The sequence below is a fragment of the Ornithinimicrobium pulveris genome, assembly GCF_050261105.1.
GTDB lineage: Bacteria > Actinomycetota > Actinomycetes > Actinomycetales > Dermatophilaceae > Ornithinicoccus.
On sequence record NZ_CP189837.1, the window covers coordinates 1,316,209 to 1,334,211 of the forward strand.

The 18,003-nt window shown below is 68.6% G+C and carries 12 protein-coding genes; 5 read left to right on the top strand and 7 right to left on the bottom strand.

Going from position 1 to position 18,003, the window contains the following annotated elements; all coding sequences use genetic code 11:
- Positions 1-50 precede the first annotated feature (50 nt).
- Positions 51-401, top strand: coding sequence for a hypothetical protein (locus ACQBAT_RS06050; RefSeq protein ID WP_420746047.1), 351 nt, complete (start codon positions 51-53; stop codon positions 399-401).
- Positions 402-486: 85 nt separating this feature from the next.
- Complete coding sequence (icmF, locus tag ACQBAT_RS06055) at positions 487-3,768, top strand: fused isobutyryl-CoA mutase/GTPase IcmF (RefSeq protein ID WP_420746046.1); 3,282 nt, start codon at positions 487-489, stop codon at positions 3,766-3,768.
- A gap of 32 nt (positions 3,769-3,800) precedes the next feature.
- Here the strand turns inward: icmF and ACQBAT_RS06060 are convergent, their stop codons facing one another.
- Positions 3,801-4,448 (bottom strand): hypothetical protein, encoded by a 648-nt coding sequence (locus ACQBAT_RS06060; protein ID WP_420746045.1) that lies wholly within the window; start codon positions 4,446-4,448, stop codon positions 3,801-3,803.
- 107 nt (positions 4,449-4,555) lie between these two features.
- Between ACQBAT_RS06060 and ACQBAT_RS06065 the strand changes: the two genes are divergently transcribed.
- A complete protein-coding gene (locus ACQBAT_RS06065; protein WP_420746044.1) occupies positions 4,556-7,864 on the top strand; it encodes an SNF2-related protein in 3,309 nt (1,102 codons plus the stop codon).
- Positions 7,865-8,309: 445 nt separating this feature from the next.
- Here ACQBAT_RS06065 and ACQBAT_RS06070 read toward each other — a convergent pair whose 3' ends face one another.
- Complete coding sequence (locus ACQBAT_RS06070) at positions 8,310-9,917, bottom strand: DEAD/DEAH box helicase (RefSeq protein WP_420746043.1); 1,608 nt, start codon at positions 9,915-9,917, stop codon at positions 8,310-8,312.
- A 236-nt stretch (positions 9,918-10,153) separates the two neighbouring features.
- Between ACQBAT_RS06070 and ACQBAT_RS06075 the strand changes: the two genes are divergently transcribed.
- On the top strand, positions 10,154-11,035 hold the full coding sequence (locus ACQBAT_RS06075; protein ID WP_420746042.1) for an aldose-1-epimerase: 882 nt from the start codon (positions 10,154-10,156) through the stop codon (positions 11,033-11,035).
- Positions 11,036-11,057: 22 nt separating this feature from the next.
- Positions 11,058-12,485: a GH1 family beta-glucosidase gene (locus tag ACQBAT_RS06080; protein ID WP_420746041.1), complete on the top strand. Its 1,428-nt coding sequence runs from the start codon at positions 11,058-11,060 to the stop codon at positions 12,483-12,485.
- Positions 12,486-12,645: 160 nt separating this feature from the next.
- On the opposite strand, the gene ACQBAT_RS06085 is transcribed toward ACQBAT_RS06080, so the two are convergent.
- From ACQBAT_RS06085 to ACQBAT_RS06105, 5 genes are all read right to left on the bottom strand, one after another.
- On the bottom strand, positions 12,646-13,596 hold the full coding sequence (locus tag ACQBAT_RS06085; RefSeq protein ID WP_420746040.1) for a carbohydrate ABC transporter permease: 951 nt from the start codon (positions 13,594-13,596) through the stop codon (positions 12,646-12,648).
- A complete protein-coding gene (locus ACQBAT_RS06090; RefSeq protein ID WP_420746039.1) occupies positions 13,593-14,573 on the bottom strand; it encodes a carbohydrate ABC transporter permease in 981 nt (326 codons plus the stop codon). The genes ACQBAT_RS06085 and ACQBAT_RS06090 overlap by 4 nt, the downstream gene beginning before the upstream one ends.
- An 82-nt stretch (positions 14,574-14,655) precedes the next feature.
- On the bottom strand, positions 14,656-16,038 hold the full coding sequence (locus ACQBAT_RS06095; protein ID WP_420746038.1) for an ABC transporter substrate-binding protein: 1,383 nt from the start codon (positions 16,036-16,038) through the stop codon (positions 14,656-14,658).
- Positions 16,039-16,176: 138 nt separating this feature from the next.
- Entirely contained in the window at positions 16,177-17,070 is an 894-nt protein-coding gene (gene lgt, locus ACQBAT_RS06100; protein WP_420746037.1) for a prolipoprotein diacylglyceryl transferase, read from the bottom strand.
- Positions 17,067-17,903 (bottom strand): NYN domain-containing protein, encoded by an 837-nt coding sequence (locus ACQBAT_RS06105; protein WP_420746203.1) that lies wholly within the window; start codon positions 17,901-17,903, stop codon positions 17,067-17,069. The genes lgt and ACQBAT_RS06105 overlap by 4 nt, the downstream gene beginning before the upstream one ends.
- Positions 17,904-18,003 lie beyond the last annotated feature (100 nt).

An 18,003-nucleotide genomic window follows, 5' to 3' on the forward strand; every position in this document is an offset into this window, starting at 1 on the left:
AACCTATCGACCGGTATGCCGTTGCTCCGCCCGGGCCTTAGCGTTGCCCCATGTCCTGGGTCACCTCACGCGTCGCCTGGGGTGCCGCGCTGCTCTCGATGTTCGGCCTGATGCGGGCGCTGCGGCGGCTGGTGCCGCGCGGGGAGGAGCAGGAACTGGCGCTGTACGTGGCGATCGGGATCCTGGTGGGGGCGGCGCTGATGCCGACCGCCTTCTCCCGCACGCCCTTGCCCGCCCACCAGGCGGGGCTGCGCAAGGCGGTGCAGTTCTTCGCCGCGGGCATGGTGGCCGCGTTGATGACCTATCTGGGCACCGGCTTGATCCTCGCGGGGCTGATCGGCATCGCGGCGGCGGCGGTCGTCGCGGCGGTCTGGCCGGCACCGTCGCCCGAGCGGGCCTGACCGCGCTGCTTGACCCGCACGTCAACTGCGGTCGAATTCTCGTCTACCATCGAGAGGGACAGGCCCGCTCGAGGAGGAGACGTCAGTGAAGAACGACCAGTCCGCAGCGACGTCGGGGGAGACGACCACCCAGCCGGAGCGGCCGCCGCTCCACACCCCGGAGAACCCGGTCCGGATCGTCACCGCGGCCAGCCTCTTCGACGGCCATGACGCCTCGATCAACATCATGCGCCGGATCATGCAGAGCCAGGGCGCCGAGGTCATCCACCTGGGCCACAACCGCTCGGTCCAGGAGGTCGTCGACGCGGTCCTGGACGAGGACGCCAACGCGGTGGCCGTCTCCTCCTACCAGGGCGGCCACGTCGAGTACTTCGAGTATCTCGTCCAGCAGCTCGCCGAGGCTGGCGCCAGCCATGTCAAGGTGGTCGGCGGTGGCGGTGGCGTCATCGTCGACGAGGAGATCCAGCGGCTGCGCGACTCCGGCGTGACGATCTTCAGCCCGGAGGACGGCCAGCGGCTGGGGCTGCCGGGGATGATCAACAGCGTCATCAGCGACGCCGACTTCGACCTCTGGGAGGTCGGGGCGGCCGAGGTGGACCAGGTGCTGGCGGGGGAGCGGACCGCGGTCGCGCGAGCCATCAGCGGTGCAGAGACCGGTCGCCTTCCCGAGGAGGACGCGTCCCGGTATGCCGCAGCGGCGGCCGAGCGCACCGTGCCGGTGCTGGGGATCACGGGGACGGGTGGTTCGGGCAAGTCCTCGCTCACCGATGAGTTGATCCGCCGGTTCCGGTTGGACCAGGAGGACCGGCTGCGGATCGGGGTGGTGGCGATCGACCCGACCCGGCGCAAGGGCGGCGGTGCGCTGCTCGGCGACCGGATCCGGCAGAACTCGATCGAGGGCGAGCACATCCTGTTCCGCTCGATGGCCACCCGTGGGGACAAGGAGGTGCCGGAGGCGCTGCCCGCGGCGATTGACATCCTCAAGGCTTCCGGGTGCGACCTGGTCATCGTCGAGACCCCCGGCATCGGCCAGGGTGACGCCGGCATCGTCCCGTATGTCGACACCTCGCTCTATGTGATGACGCCTGAGTTCGGTGCCGCCTCGCAGCTGGAGAAGATCGACATGCTCGACTTCGCCGACGTGGTGGCGATCAACAAGTTTGAGCGCCGTGGCGCGATGGATGCGCTGCGCGATGTCGGCCGACAGCTGGTCCGCAACCGGGAGGCCTTCGGCAAGAAGCCGGAGGACATGCCCGTCTTCGGCACCTCGGCCGCGACCTTCAACGACGACGGCGTGACTGCGCTGTACCAGGTGCTGATCGAGGTCCTGGCGGAGCAGGGGCTGCCCGTCGAGGAGGGCTCGCTGCCCACGGTCGACGTGCGCCACTCCTCGATGATCCGCCAGGTGGTTCCGCCCAAGCGGGTGCGCTACCTCGCCGAGATCGCGGAGACCATCCGCGACTATCACGACGACACCGAGGCCTACGCCCAGGCGGCTCGCCGCGTCGAGCGGTTGGAGCAGGTCGACGACGAGCTGGCCGCCCTCGGCAAGACCGACCACGGGGTCGATGAGCTGCTGGCCGAGGCGCGCAAGGAGGTGCCGGCCGAGATCACCGACCTGATCGAGGGGTGGGAAGCCCGGGTCGAGTCCTACTCCGGAGATGAGCAGGTGGTCCGTGTCAGGGATCGCGAACTGCATACTAAATTGACCAAGGAGTCCTTGTCCGGCAACAAGATCCCCCGGGTCGCGCTGCCGCAGTACGACGAGGCCGGGGCGCTCGTGCGCTACTGGCGCAAGGAGAACCTGCCCGGCTACTTCCCGTATACCGCTGGGGTCTTCCCGTTCAAGCGCGACAACGAGGACCCGGCCCGGATGTTCGCCGGCGAGGGTGACCCGTTCCGCACCAACCGCCGCTTCAAGCTGCTTTCCGAGGGCCAGCCGGCGACCCGCCTGTCGACCGCCTTCGACTCGGTGACGTTGTATGGGCAGGACCCGGCGGAACGGCCGGACATCTACGGCAAGGTCGGGACCTCGGGCGTCTCGATCGCGACCCTGGATGACATGAAGGCGCTGTACGACGGCTTCGACCTGGTCAGCCCGACCACGTCGGTCTCGATGACGATCAACGGTCCGGCGCCGACCGTGCTCGCCTTCTTCCTCAACACCGCGATCGACCAGCAGCTCGAGGGCTTCCGGGAGAAGGAGGGCCGCGAGCCGTCCGGTGCCGAGGCCGAGGAGTTGCGTGTCTTCGCCCTGCAGAACGTGCGCGGAACGGTCCAGGCCGACATCCTCAAGGAGGACCAGGGCCAGAACACCTGCCTGTTCACCACCGAGTTCTCGCTGCGGATGATGGGTGACATCCAGCAGTGGTTCATCGACCAGGGCGTGCGCAACTTCTACTCGGTCTCGATCTCCGGCTATCACATCGCCGAGGCCGGGGCGAACCCCATCAGCCAACTCGCCTTCACGCTGGCCAACGGGTTCACCTATGTCGAGTCCTATCTCGCGCGCGGGATGGACATCAACGCCTTCGCGCCGAATCTCTCCTTCTTCTTCTCCAACGGGATGGACGTGGAGTACTCCGTGATCGGGCGCGTGGCGCGCCGGATCTGGGCGGTGGCGATGAAGGAGAAGTACGGCGCCAACGAGCGCAGCCAGAAGCTGAAGTACCACGTCCAGACCTCGGGTCGCTCGCTGCACGCGCAGGAGATGGACTTCAACGACATCCGGACCACCTTGCAGGCGCTCATCGCGATCTACGACAACGCGAACTCGCTGCACACCAACGCCTATGACGAGGCGATCACCACGCCCTCGACCGAGTCGGTGCGGCGGGCGCTGGCGATCCAGCTGATCATCAACCGGGAGTGGGGCCTGGCGATGAACGAGAACCCGAACCAGGGCTCGTTCATCATCGAGCAGCTCACCGACCTGGTGGAGGAGGCCGTGCTGGCCGAGTTTGACCGGATCAGCGAGCGAGGAGGTGTGCTGGGAGCTATGGAAACCGGCTACCAGCGCGGCAAGATCCAGGACGAGTCGCTGCTCTATGAGCACCGGAAGCACGATGGCTCGCTGCCGATCATCGGCGTCAACACCTTCCGCCGCCCCGAGGGCGAGCGCGAGGTCGTCGAGGTCGAGTTGGCCCGGGCGACCGAGACCGAGAAGCAGTCGCAGCTGGAGCGGGTCGCCGACTTCCAGGAGAGGCACTCCCAGGAGGCTGCCGAGGCGATCGCCAAGCTGAAGGAGGCGGCGATGGCAGGCGACAACGTCTTCGCGGTGCTGATGGATGCTGCGCGGGTGTGCTCGCTGGGTCAGATCACCGAGGCCTTCTTCGAGGTCGGTGGTCAGTACCGGCGCAACGTCTGAGCCACCCCGTCTGAGTGACCCGTCTGAGTGCCTCAGGGCTCGCGCAGGCGGGCCACGAGCACGACGATCGGCGTCAGCACCCCGAGCACCACCAGGGTGTAGATGGCCCCAGGCTGGCCGATGTCCGCCGGGAGGAAGAGCGTCGACCCCAGCACGAGCAGGGGTGGCACGACACCGATCCAGGCCAGCAGCAGGCGTCTGCGCGGGCTCCAGGATGGCCGGCGGGAGGCGTGGACCCGGTCGACACCGACCACGGCCAGCAGCCCCGCCAAGGTCCCGAGCAACCACGCCCAGGCCGGTGCGAGGAAGCCGGAGAACAGGACCAGCGGCGCCGCCGCTGCCCAGACCAGGGCGTTCAGCAGGCCGGCGAGGAGCACGTGCGCCAGCACACCCGAGCCCCCTCCGGGTGAGGCGTGCGCGCGACCGGGCCGCCGCACCGCCACCACCAGGACCGACACCAAGGTGAGCGCGGCCAGGATCGGCAACCCCACGGCATACCGGGACGCGATCTGAACCCGACGCCGCTCCTGGGCGAGGCAGCTCTGGTGGTCCAGCTCGCACGGGATCGGGGTGGAGAAGCCGATGAGGTAACGGTGGCCGTAGGTGACGGCGACGACGAGGACGAGCAGAAGGAGCAGGACCGGCCACCAGCGGAGGCCGACGCCCGTGTCGCGCGACATGACCCATCCTCCCCGTTCGTGCGTGCTCAACCCGCTGACCAGCATGCCAGCCCGGCCCTGTGGACGGCGAGGCTGGTCTGTCGGTGGCGGGAACTACTGTCTGTTGCGTGCCGAAGGATCTGACCGCCGCGAGCTGGGTGCAGTCCGTCAGCCGGGACGATCTGATCGAGGACGTGGGGCTGGCGACGCTGACCCGCGGTGAGCAGTGCCTGGCCGAGCATCGCATTCAGACGCTGATCGCCGGGCCGGGTGGGGCGATGCTGCTGGCGACGGTGCAGGGCAGCGGCGGTGAGCTCTACAACACGATCGTGCAGCGGATCGGGACCGGATCCGAGTGGCTGGGCCGGTGCAGTTGTCCGGTGACCAGCGACTGCAAGCACTGTGTCGCCGTGATCCTGGAGGTGCAGCGTCGGCTGGCCGCCGACGGGATGCGGACCCGATCGGACTGGGAGAGCGCGCTGGAGGGACTGGTGCGCACCACGAGCGACGGATCGCGGCTGAGGCTCCTGGAGGGTGGGAAGGATGATGCCGAGCCCACCCACCACCCACTGGGCCTGGAGGTGAGTGTCGAGGAGCCGCAGGGACGTGGCGAGGAGGCGATGCGCGTGCTGCTGCGGCCGGTGCGCCCGGGGCGAAGTCGCCGCTGGATCCGCACCGGGGTGAGCTGGCGCGATCTGTCGAGCGCCTGGGGATCGGCCGGGGTGCGTCCCGACCATCGCGCGGCGGTGACGCAGCTGCACGCGGTCGCGCGCGGGGCGGGGGCGTACTACCACTACGCCAGCGATCAGCTCTCGCTGTCGATCGTGGGATCGGTCGGGTGGCCGCTGCTGCAGCGATGTCTGGACGCCGGGGTGGAGCTGGTGCCAGGCAGCGGGGTGGGGGAGATCCGGTTGGGCCAGGGTGCCGCGAGCATCACCCTGGACCTGACGCGAGGTGAGGACGGCTCGCTGTCGCTGCGACCGTGGGTGCTGGCCGATCCGGCGCCGGGGACGGGGCGTCAGTTCCTGGTGGGCAGGCCGGCCCACGGGGTCGGGCACCTCGACCCGGACGGCGTGCTCACCCTCTGGCCGATCGACGGGGTGCCGGTGGACTCGGCGGTGCCGTTGCTGGAGCGGACCGGTTCGCTGCGGGTGCCGCCGGAGGATGTCAACCGCTTCCTCACGCAGTACTACCCGGTCATCGCGCGGCACGTGAATCTGAGCTCGCGCGACGGGAGCGTGCCGGCGGCGGCATCATCGCGGCCGAGCTTCCACCTGCGGGTGGTGCCCGAGGACGGACACGTGCTCCAGCTGGAGTGGTCCTTCCGGTATGCCGTTCCCTCCTCCGATGGTGGTGTGGAGCGGGTGCTCCTGCCGCTGGTGGCCGGGGCCTACGACGGTCCGCGCAACGAGCAGGCCGAGGCTGAGGCCCTGCGAGCGCTGGTGCCTGTGCTGGAGCGGCTGCCCAGCTTGGTCGATCGGGAGCCGCTCGTGCCGCGGCCCTATCCCAGGGTGACGACCGGGGGACAGCTGACGGTGCGTTTCGCCAGCGAGTTGCTGCCCCTGCTGCAGGAGCGCGACGACGTCGAGGTGGAGATCGATGGCGAGCTCGCGGACTACGAGGAAGCGCCGGAAGCGCCCGTCGTGCGCCTGAGCACCACCGAGGGCGAGACCGAGGACTGGTTCGACCTGCACGTGGAGGTGACCGTCGCTGGGCAGACCGTGCCCTTCGAGCCGTTGTTCGCAGCGCTGGCCGAGAACATGCCCTTCCTGATCCTGGAGTCGGGGATCTACTTCAGCCTGGATCAGCCCGAGCTGCAGGATCTCAAGCGGCTGATCGATGAAGCCAAGGAGATCGAGGACCGACCCTCAAGAGGTCAGGTGAGTTTGTCGGCATACCAGCTCGGGCTCTGGGAGGAGCTCGTCCAACTTGGCGTGGTCGATCGGCAGAGCGTCGGCTGGCAGCGTGCGGTCGATGAGCTGCTGCAGCTGGGTGACGCGGATCGGGGGGTCGTGCAGCAGCCCGAGCAGTTGGCCGCGACGCTTCGGCCCTACCAGCTGGACGGCTACCAATGGCTGAGCGCGCTCTGGGATGCGGGGCTGGGTGGTGTGCTCGCCGATGACATGGGTCTGGGCAAGACCCTGCAGACCCTCGCGATGATCACGCGCGCAGAGCACCGAGGGGACCTTGCGGAGGGGCCGGTGCTGGTGGTTGCACCCACGAGCGTGATCGACACGTGGGTGCAGGAGGCGGCGAAGTTCGCGCCCGACCTGCGCGTCGCGGCAGTGACCTCCACCCGGAAGCGGCGGGGCCAGGATCTGCTGACGGCGATCGGTGCGGCGGATGTGGTGATCACGTCTTACACGCTGCTGCGGCTGGAGGCGGAGGAGTACGCCGCGCTGCCGTGGAGCGCGATGGTGCTCGATGAGGCGCAGTTCGTGAAGAACCACAGGTCCGCGACCTACCAGGCGGCGCGCCGGGTGGGGGCCAAGCGGACGATCGCGATCACCGGCACCCCGCTGGAGAACAACCTGATGGACCTGTGGTCGATGACCTCGCTGGCCTCGCCGGGGTTGTTCCCGCGGCCTGAGCTGTTCACCGAGCGCTATCGCAAACCGATCGAGGCAGGGGAGTCGCCGCAGACGCTGGAGCAGCTGCGGCGGCGCATCCGACCCTTCATGCTGCGGCGGACCAAGGGTGAGGTGGCGGCCGAGCTCCCTGCCAAGATCGAGCAGACGGTGCCGGTCCCGCTCGCCGCGGCGCACCAGAAGATCTACGACAAGCATCTGCAGCGTGAGCGCCAACGGGTGCTGGGGCTGTTGCAGGACATGGACAAGAACCGGATCGCGATCTTCCGGTCGCTGACCGTGCTGCGCCAGCTCTCGCTCGACCCCTCGCTGGTCTTCGACGAGCACGTGGGGGCGGCGGAGTCGGCGAAGATCAAGGTGCTGTTGGAGCACGTGCAGGAATTGGCCGCCGAGGGCCACCGGGCTCTGGTCTTCTCCAGCTTCACCGGTTTCCTGGGGATGGTGCGCGAGGCGATGGAGGACGCCGGGCTGGGGTATGTCTACCTCGACGGCAGCACCCGCAATCGTGATCGTCGGATCAAGGCCTTCCGGGAGGGAGATGACCCTGTCTTCCTGATCAGCCTCAAGGCGGGTGGCTTCGGGTTGACTCTGACCGAGGCCGACTACGTCTTCGTGCTCGACCCGTGGTGGAACCCTGCCGCCGAGGCGCAGGCTGTCGACCGCACCCACCGCATCGGCCAGACCAAACCGGTGCATGTCTACCGGCTCGTGTCGTCGGGGACCATCGAGGAGAAGGTCGTGGCTCTGCAGGAGCGCAAGCGCAAGCTCTTCGCCACCGTCGTGGACTCGGGAGAGTTTCAGTCCGGCCGCATCAGCGCCGCCGACGTGCGCGGCCTCTTCGACGCCTGAGCGCAGCAGCCTCCCCCCGACCGGACGTGCGTCGTGCTCGCCTCGGGTACGACCGGACGTGCGTCGTGCTCGCTCCTGGTGCGACCGGACGTGCGTCGTGCTCGCTCCTGGTGCGACCGGACGTGCGTCGTGCTCGCTCCTGGTGCGACCGGACGTGCGTCGTGCTCGCTCCTGGTGCGACCGGACGTGCGTCGTGCTCGCTCCTGGTGCGACCGGGCGTGCGTGGTGCTCGCGCGTCAGCCAGGAGCGTTCAGCTCGCACCGCGTGGGCTGGCCAGGAATCCAAACATGCACAACGGGGCGGATGTCCCGCTGACCTGCGGGTTTGCCGCCGCCGCATCCGTTGTGCACGTTTGAAGTTCGCGATTTGACGCGTTGACGGTGCTTCCTGGGTATCAGAGCGGGGCTCGAGTGAGCGGTCTCAGAGCTGGCCCGGCTGGGTGGCGTCAGCGGCGGCCGGAGCGCGAAGAGGTGGAGAAGGCGACGATGGAGCCAGAGCCACTGGACCTACTCGCGCCGGAGTTCCGACCTGAGCCTGATCCACGACCAGCACCGGAGGCGTTGCGGCCGCGGCGCTGCTGGCCGGAGCCTTGCGCGCCGCTGACGCGGCCGGAACCATTGCCGCCGCCCGAGCCGGTGGAGCCACCCGAGCGGCCGGAAGCATCGCCACGGCCTGAGCCGGTCGAGCCGCCGTTGCCACGGCCAGAGCTGCGACCGCCACCGGAGCCGCGACCGCCACCAGAACTGCCACCGCCCGCCCGGCCGTCGCCACCGCCCGCGCGACGCTTGCCATTCCGCCCAGAGCCACCGGACTGCGCGCCCTTGCTGGAGCCAGCCGGCTGCTGCTGCAGCGGGGCCAGGGTCAGGCCGCCGGGGACGAGTGTGCGCTCACCGGGAGCGAGCTCACGCAGGATGGGATGCCCCACACCAGCCCTGGTCGTGGTCGGCTTGATGCCGGCGGCGCGGGTCAGCGAACGCACGTCGCGCACCTGCTCATCGGTCATCAGCGTCACGACCGTGCCCTCGTTGCCAGCACGGGCTGTGCGGCCGGAGCGGTGCAGGTAGGCCTTGTGCTCGACCGGCGGGTCGGCGTGCACCACGAGCGCGACGTCATCCACGTGGATGCCGCGCGCCGCGATGTCGGTCGCCACCAGCGTGCTGGCCGCCCCGGAGTGAAAGGCCTCGAGGTTGCGCACCCGGGCGTTCTGGGACAGGTTGCCGTGCAGGTCCACCGCCGGCACCCCGGCGCCGTTGAGCTGCTTGGCCAGCTTCTTGGCGCCGTGCTTGGTGCGGGTGAACATCACGACCCGCCCGGGCGCAGCACCCAGGTCGGTCAGCACCCCGAGACGGTCAATTGAGTCGATGTGCAGCACGTGGTGGGCCATCGTGGCGACCGGCGACTGGGCCGAGTCGGCGTGGTGGGTCACCGGCCGGTCCAGATACCGCTTGGCGATGACATCCACGCCCGCGTCCAGGGTGGCCGAGAAGAGCATCCGCTGACCGCCCTTGGGGGTCCGGTCCAGCAGGCGCCGCACCGCGGGCAGGAAGCCGAGGTCGGCCATGTGGTCGGCCTCGTCGAGGACACTGACCTCGATCCCGGACAGGTCGGCAAACCCCTGACCGATCAGATCCTCCAGGCGTCCGGGGCAGGCGATGACGATGTCGACGCCAGCCTGCAGGGCACGGACCTGAGGGTTCTGCCCGACGCCACCGAAGATGGTGACCGTGCTCACCTGGGCCGCGGTCGCGAGCGGCGCCAGCGACTCGGCGATCTGGCTCGCCAGCTCGCGGGTGGGGGCCAGGATCAGCGCGCGGGGCGTCCGGCTACGGCGGGTCGCGGCGGCCGGCTCACGCATCAAGCGGGCCACGACGGGCAGCAGGAAGGCATAGGTCTTGCCCGACCCGGTGCGCCCGCGGCCGAGCACGTCCCGGCCGGCGAGACTGTCCGGCAGTGTCGCTGCCTGGATCGGGGTGGGGTCGGTGATGCCGCGCTCGGCGAGCGGGGCAGTTAGGACGGTGGGCACGCCGAGGTCGGCGAAGCGAGAAGTACTCACGAAGATCTTTCGAGACGAATGATGAGGGCGTCTCACCCGGCGCGCAGCGCCACCTGTCGACGAGCGACGGATGGGGGGCGCGACCTGTCAGCCGAAAGGCTGGGATCAGCGTCCCGAGGCGAGACGGGGCGGGACGCTGTTGACTATTCTACCAGCGTCGTCTCCTGCGCCCGAACCCTTCCGCGCGTCGCCACCCATGCTCTAGCCTCACCCTGACCCCGAGCGTGGAGGAAAGCATGAGCGCGAACGGCACGATCACCCGACTTCGCAGCGGCGACTACGAGGCCACGATCGCCTCGGTCGGCGCCACCCTTGTCGCGCTCACCTTCCGCGGGCGCGACCTGATCGTCCCGTTCGACCCGGACGGCCGCTCCGACGGTTACCAGGGGGCCGTCCTCGTCCCGTGGCCCAACCGCATCACCCAGGCCCGGTATGCCGTGGGCGGAGTCTCTCTCCAGCTGCCGGTTAACGAGGCGGAGACGGGGGCCGCCCTCCACGGTTTCGGCTACGCCCAGGACTGGCAGCCTGAGTACATCGACGACGCCGAGGCGTGCTGGGTGCTCGACTTGACCCCCAGCGAGGGCTACCCATTCCCGGTCCGCTGCCGGGTCGAGTACGTCCTTGACGCGCGCCACGGCCTGCAGATCCACGTCGTGGGCACCAACGTCGGCCCCGTCGATGCGCCCTTCGGAGCGTCCGCCCACCCGTATCTGACCTGCGGGCTCCGTCCCGTCGATGAGTACACGATCACCGTCCCGGCCAGTGCCTATTTGGGTGCTGACGAGCGGATGGTTCCCACCGAGCTGTCTGCGGTCGACGGCACCGAGCTCGACCTGCGCCACCCCCAGGTGATCGGCGGACGACCAGTCGACCACGCGTATACGGGCCTCCCGGATGCGGAGTGGGAGGTCACCCTGACCCATCCGCACGCGGGCGGCGTCCGGCTGACCTCGGCAGCCCCGTGGGTGCAGGTCTACACGGGCGAGCGGCTGGGTCGGGTCGGGGTGGCGGTCGAGCCGATGACGTGCGGCCCGGACGCCTTCAACCGGCAGCCCGAGGAGGTCCTGCTCCGGCCCGGGGAGTCGCGCTCGGTGGAGATGAAAATCAGCGCCCTCTGACGGGATGCGGCAGGATCGGAGCATGAACGATCCGCGCCCGACCCGACCCACCTTCCCCGCCGGTTTCCGCTGGGGAGCTGCCACCGCGGCATACCAGATCGAAGGCGCGGCGACCGAGGACGGCCGCCGCGACAGCATCTGGGACGAGTTCGCGCGCACCCCGGGGGCGGTGTGGAATGGCGACGACGGGTCGGTCGCCTGCGACCACTATCACCGCTACCGCGATGACGTGGCGATGATGCGCGAGCTGGGGCTGGACACCTACCGCTTCTCCACGTCCTGGGCGCGGGTCTGTCCCGACGGCAGCACGCCCAACCCGGCGGGGCTCGATTTCTACTCGCGGCTGATCGACGAGTTGCTCGAGGCACAGATCACGCCGTGGCTGACGCTCTATCACTGGGACCTGCCGCAGGCGCTGGAGGACCGCGGCGGCTGGCCTGAGCGCGACACGGCGCTGCGCTTCGCCGACTACGCGGGCGTCGTGCATGACGCGCTCGGTGACCGGGTGCGGATCTGGACCACGCTCAACGAGCCGTGGGTCTCGGCATATCTGGGGTATGCCGCAGGTGTCCACGCGCCCGGGCGCACCGAGCCGGTCGCGGCGCTCCGGGCCACCCACCATTTGCTGTTGGGGCATGGGTTGGCGATCCAGGAGCTGCGCCGGCGAGACCCGGAGCTCACGCTGGGGGCGACCCTGAACTTCACCCCTGCTGTGCCGGCAAACCCCGATTCGGCGGCCGATGTCGAGGCTGCGCGCCGCGTGGACCTGATGGCCAACCGGATCTTTGTGGAGCCGATGATGACTGGTTCCTACCCGGCGGAGCTGGAGCGGGACCTCGGCGGGCTGTGGCCGGAGGAGCTGGTGCAGGACGGCGATCTGGAGCTGATCAGCGCCGATATCGAGGTGCTCGGAGTCAACTACTACACCTCTCAGGCGGTCACCGGGGCGGAGCCGGCCGCGATGCACACCGCCGCTGAGCAGGCCCGCCGGTTCGACCCACCCAGCCCGAATGTCGGGTGCGAGGACGTGCAGGTGGTGCGACGCGGCATACCGGTCACGGACATGGGCTGGGAGATCACGCCGGACGCCTTCCGCGACCTGATCGTGCGCCTGCACCGGGACTACACCGGTCCGCGGGGGACCGGCCTGGTCATCACCGAGAACGGGATGGCGTGGCCGGACGAGGTCGGCGACGACGGGATGGTGCATGACGAGGAGCGGATCGACTATCTGCGCAGCCACGTACGGGCAGCCGCAGAGGCCATCGAGGCGGGGGCGGACCTGCGCGGCTATCTGGTGTGGTCGCTGCTGGACAACTTCGAGTGGGCCTTCGGCTACGCCAAGAGGTTCGGGATCGTGCACGTGGACTACGAGACCCAGGTGCGCACGCCCAAGGACAGCGCCCGGTGGTGGGCCCAGTTGTGCCGGACCGGGGACCTGCCGGACTGAGGTCGCGCGCGTTCGGTGGGGCCTGCGCGCAGCATGGCGCGCGTTCGGTGGGGCTTGGGCGGAGCATGGCGCGCGTTCGGTGGGGTGAAGGAGGGGGAGGTATGGCGAAGGGCCCGGTCCAGGTGGACCGGGCCCTTCGCGTCGTGCTGGGTTGGGCTGCTCAGCCCTTGACGCCACCGGCCAGCAGGCCGCGGACGAAGTAGCGCTGGAGCAGCAGGAAGACCGTCACCGGGACGACCATCGCGATGAAGGCACCCGAGGAGAGCAGGTGCCACGCGGTGCCGCGGGTTCCGGTCAGGTCGGCCAGGCGCACGGTCAGCGGTGAGATGTCGCGGCTGGAGCCGAAGACCAGACCGACGAGCAGGTCGTTCCAGACCCAGAGGAACTGGAAGATCCCGAAGGCCGCGATCGCGGGGACGAGGAGCGGCAGGAGCACCTGGAAGAAGATCTTCACGTGCCCGGCACCGTCCACCCGGGCAGCCTCGACGAGGGTGCGCGGGATGTCCATCATGAAGTTGTGCAGCAGGAAGATCGCCAGCGGGAGGGCGAAGATCGTGTGCGACAACCAGACCGGCCAGAACGAGCCGGTCAGGCCCCAGTTGTTGTACTGGGTCAGCAGCGGGATCAGGGTGACCTGGATCGGGACGATCTGCAGGGCGAAGACCGCCACGAACAGCCAGTTGCGGCCCGGGAAGTCCATCCACGCGAAGGCGTAGGCCGCCAGCAGTGCCAGGGTGATCGGGATGATCACGGCCGGCAGGGTGATGACGATCGTGTTGATGAAGGCATCACCGAAGGCCGTCGAACCACCGGTGAAGACCTCGCGGTAGTTCTCCGTGGTCACCTGCGGGTTGGCGAAGAAGTTCCACCAGCCGTTGGTGCGGATCTCCCCGGCCGGGCGCCACGAGGTGACGAACAGGCCGAAAGTGGGGATCGTCCACAGCAGGGCGATGATGATGGCGATCGCCGAGGCCCAGGGCGAGGAGAGCTTCGTCTTGGCATCGACGGCGCGCTGCTCGGCCTTCGTCAGCTTGCGGGGCTTGGCGGGGCCGGTGCTGCGGCCGTCGCCGTCCGCGTCCTTGACCGGTGCGACCGGTGCGTTGCTGGTCATCGCTGCTCCTCCGCAAGCTTCATCTGACGGACGTTGTAGATCACCAAGGGGATGACCATGACGAACAGCAGCACGGCCAAGGTGGCGCCGATGCCGCGCTGTCCGGTGCGGAAGGTCTGGATGTAGAACTCGTTGGCCACGATAGACGTGCCGAAGTTGCCGCCGGTCATCGAGTACACGATGTCGAAGACCTTCAGGGTCGACATCGCGATCGTGGTCATCACGACCACGAGGGCCGGGCGGATCGAGGGCACGGTCACCGAACGGAACATCCGCATGTTGCTGGCTCCGTCCAGCTTGGCCGCCTCGATGATGTCGTCCGGGATCGCCTTGATCGCCGCGGACAGCACTGTCATCGCGAAGCCGGCCTGAATCCACACCATGACCGCGATGAGGAAGAAGGTGTTGGCTGGCCAGTTCAACAAGAACTGTTGACTCTCAAAGCCCATCCAGACCAGGAGTTGGTTGGCCAGACCGGTCTGCGGCCGGTTGGTCGGCTTGTAGTCATAGACGAACTTCCAGATGATGCCGGCGCCGACCATCGAGATCGCCATCGGCAGGAAGACGAGGGTCTTGGCCAGCTTCTCGAACCGGGTGCGGTCCACCAGCACCGCATAGATCAGGCCGATAGCCGAGGCGACGACCGGGACCAGCAGCACCCAGAGCAGGGTGTTCAGCAGCACTTGTCGCAGTGCTGGATTGCTGAAGACAGCGACGTAGTTGTTGACCCCGTTCCAGTCCTGCAGGTTGTTGGTCTTGAACGAGGCGATGACGGTGTTGATCGCGGGATACACCAGGCCGAAGCCCAGCAGCAGCAGCGCCGGCCCGACGAAGACCAGGGTGGTCGCCCACCGCGGCATCTTGGGCAGCTCGGCCACGAACAGCACCAAGGCCATGACGCCGACGAAGAGCAAAATCGCCACGACCATGACGACCAGCTTCTGCGTGGACGAATCAGCTCCGAGCAGATATTCCATGCCAGCTCACTTTCGCTTCAGGTGCGCGTGACGGGTGGAGGCGATGCGCCTCCACCCGTCACGACTCACATGGATCGGTGACTTACTCGGACGGCCAGGACGCCTCGATGGCGTCCGCGACGGCCTGGGTGTCCTTGCCGCTGGCGATCCAGGCGGTCATCTCCGACCAGAAGGTGCCAGCGCCCACGGCGGCCGGCATCAGGTCCGACCCGTCGAAGCGGAAGGTGTAGGACTCATCGGTCAGCGTCTCGAAGGCGAGCTGGTCGATGGGCGAGGACAGGTTCTCCGGGTCCAGACCGGAGTTGGCCGAGATCCAGCCGGCGCCGGTGACGCGGGCCTTCTCGTTACTCCACTCAGGGCTGGTCAGGTAGGCCTGCAGGGCCGCGACCTCGGGGCGCTCGGCCGGGTCGGCCAGCGCGACGGTGAACTCGCCACCACCGAGCATCGGCCTCTCGTCCGCGGTCATGCCGGGCAGGTAGAAGGCGAAGACGTCGCCGTCCTCGGCCACCTCGGTGCCCTCGGGCCAGTTGGCCTGGTAGAAGGAGGCCTGGCGGTGCAGGAAGCAGGCGCCGTCCAGGATCGGCAGGCCAGCCTCACCGAAGGGGGTGGTGGCGATGGACTGCACGCCGCCGAGGCCGCCGTTGACGTACTTCTCGTCGCGCAGGATCTCGCCGGCCTTGTCGATCGCCTCGACGATCGCCGGGTCGTTGAACGGGATCTCGTGGTTGACCCACTGGTCGTAGGTGTCGACACCGGCCGTGCGCAGGACCATGTCCTCGACCCAGTCGGTGGCCGGCCAGCCGGTGGCGCCGCCGGACTCGATGCCGGCGCACCAGGGCTGGGTGTCCGGGTGGTCCGAGGCGATCTGGTCGGACAGGGCCATCAGCTCATCCCAGGTCTCCGGGATCTCATAGCCGCCCTCGTCGAAGGCCGAGGGGGAGTACCAGACGAAGGACTTGGCGTTGGCGCCGAGCGGGGCGCCGTAGAGGGTGCCGTCGACCGAGCCGTACTCCTTCCACTCCGGTGCGTAGTACTCGTCGATGTTGGACGCGGCGTCCTCGCCGACCTCGTAGATCTTGTCCGGGAAGTCCTGGGCGATACGGGCGATCAGACCGGGCTGGGGCACGTAGGCGATGTCGGGGGCGTTGCCGGACTCGAGTCGGACCAGCAGCTGGGCCTCGAACTCACGCGAACCCTCGTAGTTGACGGTCGCGCCGGTGCACTCCTCGAAGGGCTTGAACGACTCGATGTGCGGCTCGTCCTCGGGGGAGATGATCGAGGTGTAGACCGAGACCGACGTGCCGTCCAGGTCGCCGTACTGCTCGAAGGCGGAGCAGTCGACGTCACCGGCCTCGTCGGTCGATCCACCGCCGTCCCCGTTGCTACCGCCACAGGCGGCCAGCGTGACTGCGGTGATGCCCGCGGTGAGGGACAAGCCCCAGCGACGGGTGGTGGGATTACGCATCGGTGCGTCTCTCTTTCTCTGACGAGCCGGGCAGGGGTCACCCGGGCATTCCCCTATGCGAACACCGAGGGGTGGCCAGCCGCAATCACCCCGCGGTCACGTTGTTGTAACAATTCCTGACGTAACGTCAGGCGCGGATCACGGCTGGTCAGCGGTTTCCACCCGCTGCGGCTCGGCATCTTGGCGGGGTCGCTGGTAGGCGGACCAGATCAGGTAGGCACCGAACAGGATCATCGGGGTCGACAGGATCTGGCCCATCGTCACCCAGTCGAGGGCGAGGTAGCCCAACTGGACGTCAGGGACCCGCAGGAACTCGACCGCGAACCGGAACACGCCATACCCGAGCAGGAAGGCGCCGGAGATCGCCCTCACGGGCGGTCGCCGGCCGGCGTAGATCCACAGGATCGCGAACAGCACCAACCCTTCGAGGACGGCCTCGTAGAGCATCGTCGGGTGGCGCGGGACGTCGCCGGCGCCGGGGAAGACCATGCCCCAGGGGACGTCGGTCTCCTTGCCCCACAGCTCTCCGTTGATGAAGTTGCCGAGCCGCCCGAAGAACAGGCCGAGCGGCACCAGGAGTGCGACGAAGTCACCGACGCGGAAGAACCCGCGGCCGCTCTTGCGGCCGTAGAGCCAGATCGCGACGAGGACGCCGATCAGCCCGCCGTGGAAGGACATCCCGCCCTCCCAGATCCGCACGATATAGAGCGGGTCCTCGGCGATCCGCGTCCAGCCGTAGAAGAGCAGATAGCCGATGCGACCACCGAGCACGACGCCGAGCGCGCACCAGAAGATGAGATCGGTGACCTCGTCGGGATCCCAGTCGTTGTCGCTGCGGCGCGCGCGCACCGTGCCGAGCACCCAGGCAAGCAGGAAGCCGAGCGCGTACATCAGGCCGTACCAGTGGATGGTGAGCGGGCCGATGGAGAAGCCGCGCGGAATGTCCGGGAAGGGGATACCGGTCGCCAGCGGGCTCGCCGAGGAGGTCACCGCGGCCAGGGTTGCGCTCGTCGCGAGCAGGTCGGTGCTCATGCCTCGCCCTTCGTGGAAGTCTTTCGCTTCGCGGTGGCTGTCTTGGAGGTCGAACGGGTGGCGGTCGTCTTCTTCGCGGTGGACCTGCCGGTGGACCGCGACTTCAGTCGTACCTGGCGGTGCGAGCCGGAGGTGCGCGTCTCCAGCCAGGGCTGCTCGTCGACGAGGGAGCTGAGTTTCTGATGACCGAAGTCGCGGGGGTCGAAGTCGGCGTGCGCCCGGTTGAGGTGCTGGCCGACCGCGCCCAGCCCGGCCCAGCCGTCGTCGCCGGAGGTGGCGTTGACCGCCTTGGTCAGCGCGCTCTGCAGGTTGATCCTGGTGCCCTGTATGTCGTCGCCCTCACCGCTGTCCGTGCTGCCGCTCGTCGGCTCGGTCTCCCGCGAGCTCTCCTGGTTCTCCTGGAGCACCTCGAGGAAGATGAACTGGTCGACGGCGCGGCGCAGCGACTCGGGGGTCTTGCGCTGGCCCAGGCCGTAGACCTTCTTGCCCGACTCGCGCAGCCGGGTGGCCAGGCGGGTGAAATCGGAATCGGAGGAGACCAGGGCGAAAGCTTCCACATTGCCCTGCCAGAGCAGGTCCATCGCATCGATGATCAGCGCGGAATCGCTGGAGTTCTTGCCGGTCGTGTAGGCGAACTGCTGGACGGGGGAGATCGCATGCCGGTGCAGCTCGGCCTTCCAGCCACTGAGCTGGGTGGTGGTCCAGTCGCCGTAGGCGCGCTTGACGGTGGGGGAGCCGTAGGTGGCCAGCTCCTCCAGCACCGCCTGGGCGTGCTTGGCAGAGACGTTGTCGCAGTCGATCAGGACCGCGATCCGCGTCGAGCTGCTGTCCATACCTCTACCCCTGCCTGCTCCGCCGTCGCTGTCGTTGTCCACGGGCAGCAAGGGTAACGACCGTCGCCGACAGGCCTGGCCACCGACGGGTTGCTCGACC

What these genes read in the sequence shown, in the direction of transcription:
- ACQBAT_RS06075 (WP_420746042.1), top strand. Translation starts at nt 10,154, where the DNA reads ATGAGCGCGAACGGCACGATCACCCGACTTCGCAGCGGCGACTACGAG.
- ACQBAT_RS06060 (WP_420746045.1), bottom strand. Translation starts at nt 4,448, where the DNA reads ATGTCGCGCGACACGGGCGTCGGCCTCCGCTGGTGGCCGGTCCTGCTC.
- ACQBAT_RS06085 (WP_420746040.1), bottom strand. Translation starts at nt 13,596, where the DNA reads ATGACCAGCAACGCACCGGTCGCACCGGTCAAGGACGCGGACGGCGAC.
- ACQBAT_RS06105 (WP_420746203.1), bottom strand. Translation starts at nt 17,903, where the DNA reads ATGGACAGCAGCTCGACGCGGATCGCGGTCCTGATCGACTGCGACAAC.
- ACQBAT_RS06090 (WP_420746039.1), bottom strand. Translation starts at nt 14,573, where the DNA reads ATGGAATATCTGCTCGGAGCTGATTCGTCCACGCAGAAGCTGGTCGTC.
- ACQBAT_RS06095 (WP_420746038.1), bottom strand. Translation starts at nt 16,038, where the DNA reads ATGCGTAATCCCACCACCCGTCGCTGGGGCTTGTCCCTCACCGCGGGC.
- ACQBAT_RS06050 (WP_420746047.1), top strand. Translation starts at nt 51, where the DNA reads ATGTCCTGGGTCACCTCACGCGTCGCCTGGGGTGCCGCGCTGCTCTCG.
- ACQBAT_RS06080 (WP_420746041.1), top strand. Translation starts at nt 11,058, where the DNA reads ATGAACGATCCGCGCCCGACCCGACCCACCTTCCCCGCCGGTTTCCGC.
- lgt (WP_420746037.1), bottom strand. Translation starts at nt 17,070, where the DNA reads ATGAGCACCGACCTGCTCGCGACGAGCGCAACCCTGGCCGCGGTGACC.